The 14,694-nt window shown below is 36.8% G+C and carries 12 protein-coding genes; 10 read left to right on the top strand and 2 right to left on the bottom strand.

Annotated features, from left to right (window positions below):
• The first annotated feature begins 212 nt into the window (after positions 1–212).
• From KO02_RS03025 to KO02_RS02980, 10 genes are all read left to right on the top strand, one after another.
• Positions 213–1,538, top strand: a complete 1,326-nt coding sequence (locus tag KO02_RS03025) for a membrane protein (protein ID WP_038695723.1) — start codon at positions 213–215, stop codon at positions 1,536–1,538.
• A 13-nt stretch (positions 1,539–1,551) separates the two neighbouring features.
• The gene (lptC, locus tag KO02_RS03020; protein ID WP_038702044.1) at positions 1,552–2,160 is read left to right on the top strand and encodes an LPS export ABC transporter periplasmic protein LptC; all 609 of its coding nucleotides are present in this window, start codon (positions 1,552–1,554) and stop codon (positions 2,158–2,160) included.
• A gap of 213 nt (positions 2,161–2,373) precedes the next feature.
• Complete coding sequence (locus tag KO02_RS03015; RefSeq protein WP_235212338.1) at positions 2,374–4,425, top strand: peptidylprolyl isomerase; 2,052 nt, start codon at positions 2,374–2,376, stop codon at positions 4,423–4,425.
• 61 nt (positions 4,426–4,486) lie between these two features.
• On the top strand, positions 4,487–4,999 hold the full coding sequence (locus KO02_RS03010; RefSeq protein WP_038695719.1) for a DUF2480 family protein: 513 nt from the start codon (positions 4,487–4,489) through the stop codon (positions 4,997–4,999).
• Positions 5,000–5,040: 41 nt separating this feature from the next.
• Positions 5,041–5,826 (top strand): DUF3108 domain-containing protein, encoded by a 786-nt coding sequence (locus KO02_RS03005; protein WP_038695717.1) that lies wholly within the window; start codon positions 5,041–5,043, stop codon positions 5,824–5,826.
• A gap of 9 nt (positions 5,827–5,835) precedes the next feature.
• Positions 5,836–6,399: a DUF3109 family protein gene (locus KO02_RS03000; RefSeq protein WP_038695715.1), complete on the top strand. Its 564-nt coding sequence runs from the start codon at positions 5,836–5,838 to the stop codon at positions 6,397–6,399.
• A gap of 58 nt (positions 6,400–6,457) precedes the next feature.
• Positions 6,458–7,429, top strand: a complete 972-nt coding sequence (locus KO02_RS02995) for a polyprenyl synthetase family protein (RefSeq protein WP_038695713.1) — start codon at positions 6,458–6,460, stop codon at positions 7,427–7,429.
• Between the two features lie 3 nt (positions 7,430–7,432).
• A complete protein-coding gene (locus tag KO02_RS02990) occupies positions 7,433–8,491 on the top strand; it encodes a TerC/Alx family metal homeostasis membrane protein (RefSeq protein ID WP_038695711.1) in 1,059 nt (352 codons plus the stop codon).
• 131 nt (positions 8,492–8,622) lie between these two features.
• Positions 8,623–9,810: an aminopeptidase C gene (locus KO02_RS02985; protein WP_038695709.1), complete on the top strand. Its 1,188-nt coding sequence runs from the start codon at positions 8,623–8,625 to the stop codon at positions 9,808–9,810.
• A gap of 130 nt (positions 9,811–9,940) precedes the next feature.
• Positions 9,941–11,170, top strand: a complete 1,230-nt coding sequence (locus tag KO02_RS02980; RefSeq protein ID WP_038695707.1) for a thioredoxin family protein — start codon at positions 9,941–9,943, stop codon at positions 11,168–11,170.
• Positions 11,171–11,251: 81 nt separating this feature from the next.
• Here KO02_RS02980 and KO02_RS02975 read toward each other — a convergent pair whose 3' ends face one another.
• The gene (locus KO02_RS02975) at positions 11,252–12,301 is read right to left on the bottom strand and encodes an NAD(P)-dependent alcohol dehydrogenase (protein WP_038695705.1); all 1,050 of its coding nucleotides are present in this window, start codon (positions 12,299–12,301) and stop codon (positions 11,252–11,254) included.
• An 80-nt stretch (positions 12,302–12,381) separates the two neighbouring features.
• The gene (locus tag KO02_RS02970) at positions 12,382–14,499 is read right to left on the bottom strand and encodes a prolyl oligopeptidase family serine peptidase (RefSeq protein WP_038695703.1); all 2,118 of its coding nucleotides are present in this window, start codon (positions 14,497–14,499) and stop codon (positions 12,382–12,384) included.
• Positions 14,500–14,694: the final 195 nt, after the last annotated feature.

The raw sequence follows: 14,694 nt of genomic DNA, 5'->3' as shown, positions 1-14,694 counted from the left end.
CAGTAGTTTAACCTTTTTTAACAAAATCAACTCTACAAGGTCACAAAAATTAAATAGTTTTGTATGCTGAGAAGATCATCTTGAAATATAAATTGGAATAGATTTTTAACCCGTTATACCGATCTTTTCCATAAATTTAGAATCTTTGAAACACAAAACTTTAATATTATTATTTATATAAAATATAAGTTTCGCAACTTTAATCTATAATCATGCAGAAACGCTTTTTAAGCTCCATTACAAGTAAAGTACCTCAAGTGTTATTGACTTTAGGCTTATTATACAGCTCGTCAGCAGCATTTGCGCAGAAGTCGACGTCTGCATCTCCTTATTCACAATTTGGTCTCGGTCAGATGCGTGAAGATTTACTACCTCAAAATCGTGCTATAGGGGGCTTATCTACAGGTATTCGCTATTTTGGTTCCGTATATAATACGAACCCAAGTAACCCTGCTTCTTATTCTGCAGCACAATTCAGCACCTTTGATGCGGGGTTATATGGAAATTTCACGCAATTGAGTAGTGCTAATAAATCGGATAATACTGCTGATTTTGCTTTCAGCCATATCACCATGACTTTCCCAATGAAAAAAGCTGGGGGTATCAGTTTGGGTATTTTACCATACTCTGATTTAGGATACAACTCAAACAGTGTCCAAAAAATAGACTCCATCAATTACAGAAAGGCATTTACAGGAGAAGGTGGTTTGACAAAAGCTTACTTTGGTTATGGGGTTAATCTTACAAAGAATTTCAGTGTAGGTGCCAACATCGCTTACTTATTTGGTACATTAAACGATTTCAGTAGAACGGAGTTCCCATACAACTATGGTGCACTGAATGTACAACAGCAAGATAAGCGCGTAATCCAAGGCGTTACTTTCGATTACGGTGCGCAGTATTACAAAACGATCAATAAAGAATATTCATTAACTGTTGGTTACTCGGGGTCATTGAACAATGCCATTCATGATCGCAGTACTACCTATATCACACGTGTAGCTCCTGCGACTTCTAGCGAAGACTCAAATATTGCATTGGATACTGTGTACCGAACTGATCGTAATAGAAGAGACCTGAACCTTCCGCTAAAACATAATGTGGGTATTACATTTGCAAAAACTAACCGTTGGATGGTTGGAGCAGAATTTAAATACGCAGATTGGTCTAAATTTCAAGTTAGAAAAGAAGAACCAAATCTAAAAACAAACTATGGTTTTGCTCTCGGTGGACAGATAACGCCAGATCCTACTTCTTTCAAATACACAAGTTTGATGGATTACCGTTTAGGTTTCCGTTATAACAGAACGCAGTACTTTATCAACAAAAACGATATCAATGACATGGCCATCACTTTTGGTGTGGGCCTTCCATTAGCAAGAAATCCGTACACTGGTGCTTTTTCTAAAATCAATATTTCTGCAGAGTTGGGACAAATGGGGACAATCAAGAGCAGTTTGATTAGGGAAAGGTATGTAAACTTGAACGTTGGTTTCACCTTAAATGATCGTTGGTTTAGAAAAAATTCAATTGATTAAGCAAATAACGGCTATGGCAAGACCTTCAATTGCCTCAAAAAAGCATTATACATTGCCTCTACTGCTCATCATAGCAGTAGGGGCATTCTTCTTTACAGCTTGTGAACCGGATCTAAAAGAAGTAGACCGTATTGCAAATCTTAAAAAAGAAGAGGCGGTCGATATTTCTCGACATGTCAATGTCATATACAGCGACTCGGCGATTGTAAAAGCGGAAATGAGTGCTCCAGAAATGCGAATAAAGCACGATAGCACCCAGGTATTTGAGTTCCCACAAGGAATCAAAATCATATTCTACGATAAGGATGTAAAGGAGACACAACGCATCACTTCGGATTATGCTATTCAACATGATGCGAATAAAACAACGACCTTTAAAAAGAATGTCATCGTCACTATGGCAGATGGTTCAGTGATAAAGACTGAAGAAATTATTTACGACGAAGCAAAGGAGTCTTTTTATAATTATGTACCTATAACAGCTTATTTCAAAGATAACAGGGGCAACTTACAAGGGTCATCTTTTACTTCTGACAAGGATTTTAAACGGATTAATATTCAGAATTCGACAGGAGTCATGCTCGTAAAAGAGAATAGTATGTTTCCGTCATTTGGACAGTAAATCTTGCTAAAACAACCAAACCTGAAATAAGTTTCGCTTAATCAGAAATTATTACGCTTTTTTTTTATAAAAATTGTATCTTGCACCGCATTTAGGCTACTATTTCCTAAATAATGGTAATTTAAGTATTTAAACAATATAAACACAATAAAACAGACTATGGGATTAATGGGCTTTTTGCGCAACCGAGCTGGTTTCATTTTAACTGGAGCTATGGCTGTAGCAATTCTAGCATTTTTATTAGGAGATGTTATCAATTCTGGGACTCCATTTTGGGCTAAAAACCAAAATCGCGTAGGAGAAATAAATGGTGAAGCGATTGATTATCAAGAATTCAACCAACAAGTTGATCAAACAGCAGAAATGTTTAAACAACAAATGGGCGGTAACTTGACTCCACAAATGAGATCATATGCTGTACAACAGGTATGGAATCAATTGTTGCAAAAAGAAATCCTAAAAAGCGAGATTGAAAAAATCGGTTTAGAAGTAGGTAAAAATGAATTGAATGATTTAGTGACAGGAAACAATCCTTCCAATCAAATCGTTCAAGCTTTTACAGATCCACAAACAGGTCAGTTCAACCGTAACCAATTATTATCATTCATCTCACAATTGAGCACCTCAGGTAATCCACAAGCTGCACAACAATGGGAAATGTTATTGGCGGCTGTTAAAGAAGAGCGTTTGAACAATAAATATAGCAGTTTATTAAATAATAGTCTTTACGTTACTTCTTTGGAGGCTAACGATGAGTACCAACAACGTAATAAATTAGCAAACTTCAACTATGTGTTATTGGATTATGCATCGGTTAAAGACAGTGAAATCAAAATCACTGATGCTGACTACCAAGCCTATTACGATGAGCATAAAAATGCTTTTAAAAATCAAGAAGAGACGCGTAAGATTCAATATGTTGTCGTGGATGCACGTCCTACAACAAAAGATATCGATTATGCAAAAGAAACAATCAACAGGTTGAAAACAGAATTAGCTGCTTCAACAAATGATTCGTTATTTGCATCGATTAACTCGGATAACAAATACCCTTATACTTTTGTGAAAAAAGGTCAGTTAAGTCCGGCTTTGGATTCGGTCCTTTTCAATGTTCCTGTTGGAGCGATTGTAGGTCCATATGAATCGAACGGATTATTTGAAATTGCTAAAGTTACGCAGTCAACAGTAGGTCCTGACTCCGTAAAAGCTAGTCATATCCTATTAAATGCAACTGCAGAAGGTGGTCTTGAAAAAGCATTAGCAAAAGCTGACTCTATTAAAGGTCTATTGGCTAAAGGAGAAAGCTTCGCTTCAATGGCTGTTCAATTTAGTACAGACGAAGGGAGTAAAATCAATGGTGGTGAGTTAGGTACTTTTCCACGTGGTCAAATGGTTCCTGTTTTTGACAATGCTGTCTTTAATGGAAAAACAGGGGACATCAAAATTGTGGAATCACAATATGGTGTTCACATCATCAAAATCGAAAATCAAATTGGTTCAGCTAAATATGTTAAAGCTGCGATTATAGATAAGGCCATTATCAGTGGTAAAGAGACATTAAACAATGCGCATAGCAAAGCAAATGCATTCTTGACTGCTGCTACTGCAGAAAATTTTGCACAAGAGGCACAAAAGCTAGGCTTAACAGCCGCTACTGCTTCTCGCGTATTGGCTATGGATAATACCTTAGATGGTAACGAAGCACCAAGAGACTTGATCAAATGGGCGTTTGAAGCTAAAAAAGGTGAAATCTCTGACCGCGTTTTTGAAACGGAACAATCTTATGTATTGGCACATGTAGTTGATGTTCAACCAAAAGGTTTGTTACCATTAGCTAGCGTTAAAAAAGACATCGAGCCTGCTGTTAAAAATGCTGTTAAAGCGAAATTATTAACAGAGAAAATGAATGCGGCATTGAATGGTGCAACCTCAATAGACCAAATCGGTCAAAAACTAGGTAAAACACCAGTTGCTGTTGAGAATATTGTATTGGCGAATCCAGTTATCCCAGGTGTTTCTTTAGAGAACAAAGTGGTCGGTACAGTATTTGGATTACAACCAAACAAACCATCAAAAGCGATCGAAGGTACACAAGGAGTATATGCTGTTCAAGTGAGCGGATTTGTTAACCCTGCAGCTAATCCTGATGTAAATGCGCAGAAGAAACAAATTTTAGCTTCTAAACTACAACGTTCATGGTCTTCAATTTTCAAAGCTTTACAAGATAAATCGGATATCACTGACAATCGTGTGAAATTCTTTTAGAATATTTTTAATTAACTTTGTAGCCGGACGAGTATATCGTCCGGCTTTTTTATTATTTGATATGGATATTCAAACCGACATTGTAAATAAAGTGGCTCAGAGTGGTATTATCACTGTAGACTTAGCTAAATTTAGACCGACAGGTGAACTTGTGCAGTACGACATCAAGGATAATCTCTTTCACGGACTGATTTTGAAGGAGAAAGACTTTAGGGAATTCATCAAAACGCATGATTGGTCGGCCTACTCGGGTAAACATGTTGCGATTACATGTTCTTCTGACGCCATTGTACAAACATGGGCATACATGCTGTTAGCGACAAAACTAGAGCCTTTTGCTGCAACGGTTGTGTTTGGTGGCTTAGATGAATTAGAACGTGTCTTATATGCTCAAAACATCGCGCAGATCGACATGGCAGAATATACCGATCAGCGTGTAGTCGTAAAGGGATGTGGTGATATCAAAATTCCTGAATCGGCTTTCGTACAGTTTTCGACTGCATTGGCAAAAGTCGCAAAAAGTATCATGTACGGGGAACCTTGTTCTACCGTTCCTGTATTTAAACGCAAATAGGGGTATTCGTAATTTCAAAATATTTTTGTATTCTTACGTATATGAAAAACCTAATCTCATTAACACTCTTAGTACTTAGTATTTGTGGTCAATTAATTGCTCAAGAACTCCCTTATTTAAAACAATCTGCTTTTAAAGGTGGTGAAAAGTTGGAATACAAATTGAAATATGGTTTTCTTTCCGCTGCTACGGGTCAATTGACAGTAACGGATACAAAAACGGGAAGTGGAGGAGACGCTTTCAGACTATATGCTACCGGAAAAACAGCTGGAGCTTTTGCCTTATATACGGTAAAAAATGAATACAACTCTTATATTGACGCCAAAACTTTTCTTCCTTATTATTATACGGAAAACATCAGAGAGGGGGGCTATAGAAGAAATGATAAAGTAACTTTTGACCAAAAGACGAAATCGGTAAACGGAAATAAAGGTGACTTTAAAAGCACAGTTTCTCAAACATTTGATCTCTTGTCTGCTTATTATTTTGCGCGCAACTTAGATTTATCAACTGTTAAGCCTGGCGAGTCATTTAAATTAACATACTTTTTAAATGATGAAATAGCCACTTTAGGCATCAAGTATATTGGTATAGAAACCATTAAAACAGATTTAGGATCGTTAGAATGTCTTAAATTCAGTCCTGAAATCAAACCAGGTAGAATTTTCAAGAAAAACAGTCAGTTATTTCTTTGGGTGACCAATGATGGGAATCGTATTCCTGTCAAAGCGAACGTAGACATTTTGATAGGTTCTGTCACATTAGAACTCATAAAAGCCGATGGCTTGAAACATAAACTCGGTCAACGAGCGAGTTATTCAAAATAAATAATAATCATGATAGAAGTAGGAAATGTATTAGTGCACGAAGATTTGATTAACAATGATTTCGTATGCAATCTTTCCAAATGCAAAGGCATTTGCTGTATAGAAGGGGATTCGGGTGCTCCATTAAAACAAAATGAGTTGGCGGTACTTGCTGAAATATACCCAAAGGTAAAACCTTATATGACAGCTAAGGGTATAGAAGCAATTGAGCAACAGGGTACGCATGTGATTGATATGGATGGTGATCTCACTACTCCTTGTGTCGATGGCAATAAAGAGTGTGCCTATGTAACTTGGGAAAATGGTATCACAAAATGTGCCATAGAAAAAGCTTACGAATTGGGCGATATCAATTGGAAGAAACCAATCTCTTGCCACCTCTACCCTATCCGAACAACAAATTACCCAGAATTTGATGTGCTCCATTATGACAGATGGAGTATTTGTAAAGATGCTTGTTCCTTCGGTAGGGAGCTGCAGGTACCTGTATATAAGTTCTTAAAGGATCCTTTAATCCGTGAATACGGTGAAGAATGGTACCAAAAATTAGAAAATGCGGTAGATTCATTATAATCTATTGCTTATATTTATAGACATTTAAAGAGATAATAGTGGTTTTTAACCATATTGCATGCTGAAATTAAAAGAAATACAACGCCCCATCCTTAAGGAATTGGCAACTTTTGAAAAGGAGTTTAAAGCTTCAATGAAAAGTTCCGTTCCTTTGCTAGACCGTATTACAGGGTATATCGTAAAAACAAAAGGGAAACAAATGCGTCCAATGTTTGTCTTCTTTTCCGCAGGTCTCTGTAATGGCATCAAAGAATCAACCTATCGTGGCGCCTCATTAGTAGAATTACTCCATACAGCTTCATTAGTACATGATGATGTCGTGGATAATTCGAATGAACGCAGGGGCTTCTTTTCTGTCAATGCCCTCTGGAAAAACAAGGTTTCCGTTTTAGTGGGTGATTTTTTACTTTCCAAAGGACTGCTCCTTTCCGTTAAGCACCATGAATACGATTTGCTGAAAATTGTTTCTGAAGCTGTTGAACAAATGAGCGAAGGCGAATTGCTACAGATTGAAAAAGCGCGAAAATTGGACATTGAGGAGGCTATCTATTTTGAAGTTATCCGTCAAAAGACCGCTTCTTTAATCGCTTCTTGTTGTGCTTGTGGTGCATCTTCTTCTGGAGCTGATGCAGAAACAGTTAAAAAACTACATGCCTTTGGTGAAAAAATCGGTATTGCTTTTCAAATAAAGGATGACTTATTTGATTTTGGTGTAGATGATGTAGGTAAACCACTCGGGAATGACATCAAAGAGAAAAAAATGACGCTCCCCTTAATCTATGCATTAAGTCAAACCGATAAATCGGAAAAAAGAAGAATCATCAATATGGTTAAAAACCATAGTGAAGACAACAAAAAAGTCGCGGAAGTCATTGCATTTGTAAGACAAAGTGGTGGATTGGAATATGCAACTGAAAAAATGTTGGATTACCAGAAAGATGCCTTTAAAATATTAGATGAATTTCCTGATAATGAATATAAAACAGGATTACTACAACTTGTCAAATTTACAACTGAAAGAAAAATATAGAAAATGAGTCACGAGATCATGTTTTTTGGAGGATTTTTAATCTTCATTATTTTAATGTTAGCTATCGATTTAGGTGTTTTTTCAAAAGGAGATAAAAATGTCTCCCTAAAAAGTGCCGCAATCATGAGTATTATATGGGTGTTATTAGCTTTAGGCTTTTACTGGATATTACGCCACTATGGACATGAATTACACAATATTCAGGACCTAGCCCAACTTCAACAAGTCATTACGGCTCATCTACACGATGTTCAGATTATCCCCGGAGACTTAGAAGGAAGTATAGCACTCTATAATAACAACCTTGCACTCGAGTTTATAACGGGCTATGTAGTGGAATATGCCTTATCTGTGGATAATATCTTCGTGATGGTACTCTTGTTTTCTTCTTTCGGTATTCCGGAACGCTATTACCATAAAGTATTGGTATGGGGAGTAATCGGAGCGGTATTAATGCGTTTTATCTTTATTTTCCTAGGTGCTGCATTGATTACAAAATTCGGTTGGATTCTGTACATCTTTGGAGGCTTCTTATTGATTACCGGTGTGAAGATGTTCTTGAATAGAAATCAAGAAGATGAAGTAGACCCACAAAACCACCCTGTGGTAAAATTCGCCTCTAAATATTTTAAGGTAACTCCAAAATTAGATGGCGGTCATTTTTTCCATGTTGAAAATGGTGTCAAATACATGACCCCACTATTCTTGGTACTATTGGTCATTGAGTTTACAGATTTAATATTTGCTGTCGATTCTATTCCCGCTATTTTCTCTGTAACGAAAGATGCTTATGTGGTATTTTTCTCTAATATCTTTGCAGTATTAGGATTACGTTCGATGTTCTTCCTATTGGTCAACATCATCCATAAATTCCATTACTTAAAAGTAGGTTTAGCATTTTTATTAATATTTATAGGGTTGAAAATGTTATTGCACCATTGGTTAGTAGAATTTGGTTTCTCGACCTCTCATTCCCTCATTATAATTGTCAGCATTTTGGTCATCAGTGTAGTAGCGTCGCTCCTATTTCCGAAAAAACAGGACCTAAAAATAGAAAATTAACAAAAAACGGGGCTTTAAAAGCCCCGTTTTTGTATAAAGCACAATTTTATTACAATCAAATTGCTAGATTATCACTTTGGTATTTGAATTTATTCATAATTTAGCATTATAAAATCATTAACTTTTAAAAAATGAATTGGAATAAATCACTCGTATTAGCAGCATCATTATTTGCCGCCTCATTACAGGTTGTACAGGCTCAAGATAATTTAATCAATGCCTTAAAAACAAATCAAAATGACCAAAGTAAAGCTGGATTTACTTTTACTGAGGTTATCAATTTAAAGAATACTTCTATTAAAAATCAAGGCTCTTCGGGTACTTGTTGGTCATACTCTGGTAACTCTTTTTTAGAGTCGGAAATGATCAGAATGGGAAAAGAGCCTGTAGAGATTTCACAAATCTACTCTGCTCGTAATACATATTTGGACAAAGCAAAGAACTATATCCGTTTACATGGTGGTCTTTCTTTAGGTGAAGGTGGCCAATTTCATGATGTATTAAATGCATTCCGCAAATACGGTGCTTTGCCACAAACAGAATATACAGGTCTACACTACGGATCTGATAAGAATAATTTTGGTGAGATGACCAATATGTTGGATGCGATGTTAGCTTCTTTTGTTAAAAGCAAAACATTAACACCGAACTGGGAAAAAGCATATACTGCTGCTATGGACTCTTATTTAGGTGAAGTTCCTGCTAGCTTCCAATATAAAGGTAAAAGCTATACCCCGCGTACCTTTGCAGATCAAGTAATCGGTATCAAGCCTGATGAATATGTTGGTATTGCTTCTGTAACGGATCATCCTTACTACAGCAAGTTTGTCCTATTGATTCCTGATAACTGGTCATTTGATAGTTTTTATAATGTTCAAATCAATGACATGACCGATATCATCGATAATGCATTAAATAATGGATATACTGTAGCTTGGGCTACTGATGTTTCGGAAAAAACCTTCAGCTGGAAAAATGGTGTTGCGTACGTACCTGCAAAACCTTTTGAGCAAATGACTCCAAAGGAACAACAAGAGATGTTTGTAGGTCCGAAACCTGAAGCTAAAATTACTGCTGAAGAAAGACAAGCTGCTTTTGACAACTACCAAACGACAGATGACCATGGTATGCATATCGTAGGTATCGCTAAAGATCAAAATGGTAAAGAATACTATATCGTAAAAAACTCTTGGGGTACAACAAACGACTACAATGGTTACTTATATGTAACAAAAGAATTTGTTCGTTACAAAACAACTTCTCTTTTAGTTCATAAAGATGGTATTCAAAAAGATTTAAAGTCTAAAATGAAGATTTAATCCACGTTAAACAGGGATTATAAAAATAGGTTACAGAAATAAGTTTCTGTAACCTATTTTTTTTACAGTTTTATTACATAACTTTAATTATCGAGAATGATTTAGGAATCACACTTCTTATTAACTGGTTATGAAAAAGATATTATTATTCCTCCTAATATTACCCTTTACCGTTATAGGTCAAGAAAAAGGAATAAAATTTGAGCACGGATTGAACTGGAGCCAAGTAAAGGAAAAAGCAAAAAAAGAAAACAAATTTATCTTTGTCGATTTGTTCACGACATGGTGCGGCCCCTGTAAATACATGAGCGCAGCAGTATTTTCGCAAAACAAAGTGGGTGATTTCTTCAACCCAAAATTTGTGAGTACTAAAATCCAAATGGATAAAACGGATCAAGATAGTGAAGAGGTGAAAAGTTGGTATGCCGAAGCGGAACGTTTTGCTCAGGATTACAAAATTACAGCATACCCGACTTTCTTAGTGTTCAATCCACAAGGCGAACTTGTACACCGTATGGTTGGTGGTGGCGAAGCGGATGAATTTATTGAGCGGACCAAAGATGCTTTAAACCCAGAAACGCAATACTATGCTTTGTTAAAGGATTTTGAAAATAATCCGACGGACTTAGCATTAGCACATCGCATGGTTAGGGCTGCAAATACAGCATATGATGAAGCTACCGTGATTCAGGCAGAGGATATTATTATTTCCCAAACTAAATCTGAAAATCTAACTAAAGAATGCGCCGCATATCTAGTCGCTAATACACGAACAAGTCGATCAAAAGCATTTGACCTACTTCGGAATAATCCTGAAAAAATAGATGCTTTACTGGAAAAGAATGGTGCGACCAATCGGGTTCTTGCCTCTGTTGCGATCAATGAGGTATTAGGTACTAAAATTGACTTCAACACGGAACCAAATTGGGAATCTCTAAAGACGGAAATATCCGAAAAATACAGCAACATCGATTTTGACCCCATATTTAAATTAATGAAAGCACAGTATTATATGCAATCTCATAACTGGGCTGCATTAAAAGATATTGTCGAGAATTATTTAATTTCAGAAGATCTGAATTCAAACCAATTGAATAGTTATGCTTGGGAGATTTTTGAAAACTGTAATGATGCAGCTTGCCTTGATGCGGCTTTGAAATGGAGTAAAAAAGCAGTTGAAAAAGATGTTAAAAGTGCATACCTGGATACTTATGCTAACTTGTTATATAAAAAAGGGGACAAAATAAATGCTATTAAATGGCAAGAAGAAGCGTTATCGCTAGCTAATGAAGGGGAACAGGATAACTACACGGATACACTCGCTAAAATGAAGAGTGACCTGCCTACATGGCAATTGTAATAAACTGTACCGTATGGAAGTATAAAAAAGGGTTTGAAAATCAATGATTTTCAAACCCTTTTTTATAATCTTGAATTGCTATTAACTATTTTTCAACGATTTCATATCAATCACAAATCTGTATTTCACATCCGACTTAATCATACGCTCGTACGCGCTATTGATATCCTGTATGTCGATAACTTCTACATCCGATACAATTTGATGCTCACCACAGAAATCTAACATCTCTTGAGTTTCTTTGATTCCGCCGATCAATGAACCTGCTAAATGTCTTCTTTTACCAATCAATAAACCGCCATGAACTCCAGGAAGTGGTTCTACTGCCCCTACGATACACATGGTCTTATCCAATTTCAACAAATTCAAATAAGGATTGACATCATGCCCTACCGGAATGGTATTCAATAAGAAATCAAATGTATTGGTATGTGCCGCTAATTGTTCTGCATCCTTTGAAATCAAGACTTCATCAGCTCCCAATTTTTTTGCATCTTCACCTTTTTCTGGAGATGTGGTAATCATCACAACATAAGCTCCGATTGCTTTCGCAAACTTGACACCCATATGCCCCAAACCTCCAAGTCCGATAACACCTACCTTATCTCCTTTTTTCACATTCCAATGACGTAATGGAGACCATGTAGTAATACCTGCACACAATAAAGGAGCAGCAGCCTTTACATCAATATTCGTGGGGATACGGAGTACAAAATCTTCCTCTACCACAATATTCTCGGAGTATCCACCATAAGTGATACCACCGTGCTTAGATTTAGCACTATTATAGGTGCCGATCATCCCATTTTCACAATACTGTTCCAATCCTTCATCACATGGATTACAATGCTTACAGGACTCGACCATACAGCCAACACCTACCAGGTCGCCGATCTGATATTTTGTTACATTTGGTCCTACTGCTAGCACCCGTCCAATAATTTCATGTCCTGGAACTACGGGGTAATGCGGTTGCCCCCACTCTGCTCTTGCCGTATGAATGTCACTATGGCAAACGCCACAGTATTCAATATCGATAAAAACATCTTTATCCTGCAGATCTCTACGTTGGATCTGATGTGGTCTTAAATCTTCGGCCTCCGAAAAGGCTGCGTATGCTTTTGTGCTCATCCTATTCTGTTTTAAGTAAAAATAGTTCTTTTCATAAAAAATCCACTCTTATTGGGAGTGGATTTACTTTCAAATGATATTTATTTCAATGCTTTAATACCCATATTCCAAAGGGTAAAGGCATATTTATCGGCAGTTTCGTTGATAACTACCTCTGTTGAACGTCCTGCACCATGGCCAGCCTTGGTCTCAATACGAATCAACACAGGACGGTCACATTTTTGTTTAGCCTGCAACTCTGAAGCAAACTTATAAGAATGTGCCGGTACCACGCGGTCATCATGATCACCAGTCGTCACCAATGTTGCCGGATAGCATACGCCTTCTTTTACATTGTGCACAGGCGAATAGCCTCTTAAATAATCAAACATCTCTTTGCTATCTTGAGCTGTACCGTAATCATATCCCCAACCTGCACCAGCTGTAAACGTATGGTAACGCAACATATCCAATACACCCACTGCCGGTAAAGCTACTTTGGCAATCGTTGGATCTAATGTAATCGTAGCGCCAACAAGTAAACCTCCATTAGAACCGCCAGATAAAGCGGTATAGTCAGGCGAAGTGTACCCATTGCTTTGTAAATATTTTGCAGCTGCAATGAAATCATTAAACACATTCAGTTTATTGAACTGACGGCCGTCATCATGCCATTTCTGTCCATACTCACCTCCGCCCCGTAGGTTAGCAACAGCATATACACCACCATTTTGAATCCAATTCGCAGTCGATACACTAAAGCCCGGAGTCAAGCTAATATTGAAACCACCATAACCGTAAACAATCGTTGGGTTTTTACCATCAAGTTTTAAGCCTTTTTTATAGGTGATAATCATAGGCACCTTAGTTCCATCCTTTGAGGTATAAAAAACTTGCTTCGATTCAAAATCATCAGAATTGAAGTTCACCTTTGGTCGGATATAGACTTCAGATTGCCCATTATCTACATTAAATTTGAAACTTGTTGATGGCGTAATGTAGTTTGAAAAACCATAATAAATAGTTTTCTCCTTTTTCTTGCCAGAAAATCCTGCTGCTGTACCTACTCCTGGTAATTTAATCTCACGAATCTTTTTACCCGTATAATCGTATTGTTGAATAACAGAGATAGCATCCTTAAGGTAATTAGCGAATAAGAAACCTCCCCCAGTAGAAATTGAAAGTACATTTTCTGTTTCAGGAATCACATCAATCCAATTTTTAGATTCGGGTTGACGAATATTCATTTTCACCAATTTATTATTCGGTGCATTTAAATTTGTCTGTACATAAAATGTTTCGCCATCATTATCGATGATATTGGTACTGCTTTCGAAGCCACTTAAAATATTGACAATCTTACTTCCGGGCTTCGTTAAATCTTGAACGTATAATTCGTTACCCGTTGTGGTATTTGCTGCTGAGATGATTAAATAATTTTCATCGTCTGTCAAATATGCTCCAATATAACGGCGAGGTACTTCCGTTCCTCCGAAAATCATTTTGTCGGTTGCTTGCGCTGTCCCTAATTGATGGAAATAGACTTTATGCTGATCTGTTTTCTCCGATAACTCCGAGCCTTTTGGTTTATCATAGCTGGAATAATAGAAACCTGCATTTCCCTTCCATGCAATACCTGAAAACTTAACATCAATTAAAGTTTCACCGATTTGCTTTTTGTCAGTAGTATTTAAAATGATGACTTTTCTCCAATCCGAACCACCTTCTGATATCGAATAGGCCATTAAGCTCCCATCTTTTGAAAAACTCACATCTGCTAATGAAGTAGACCCATCTTTAGAGAATGTATTGGGGTCTAAAAAGACTTCCTCTTTCCCTCCCTTATTTGATTTTCTATACAAGACAGCGTGCTGTTGTAAACCATCATTTTTATAGAAATAAGTGAAAGCCCCTTCTACAAATGGTGTCCCCACTTTTTCATAATTCCAAGTATCCGTCAATTGTTTTTTCAACTGATCACGATAAGGAATTTGAGCCAAATAATCGTATGTTAATTTATTTTGAGCAACTACCCAAGATTTGGTGTCTGCTGCCAAATCATCTTCCAGCCATCGATATGGATCTGGCACTGCTTCTCCAAAATATTGATCAACTACTTGACCTTTTTTTGTTTCGGGGTATTTCAATTCTTGTGCATTTCCTTGATGTACAGATGACATGGCGATCACGGTTAAAATTAAACTCAGTTTTTTATTCATATTTTTTCAAATGAGGTTATAAGCAAATTTAACAAATTATAATGTGTTTCTTTCATCCTAAAAAAATAGCTTAAAGAAACCTTTTAGCGGTTATTTCGTGAATATCACATCCGCTTGATTGCTTGATTTTTTTGGAGACATCTCGCATCGCTGAGGTAAGTGATGGATTTAAATAATTGCCATATTTTGGCTCTT

The organism is Sphingobacterium sp. ML3W (assembly GCF_000747525.1).
Classification (GTDB): domain Bacteria; phylum Bacteroidota; class Bacteroidia; order Sphingobacteriales; family Sphingobacteriaceae; genus Sphingobacterium.
The sequence above is the reverse complement of the archived record's forward strand: the minus strand, read 5'-3'. Positions and strand labels throughout refer to the sequence as shown.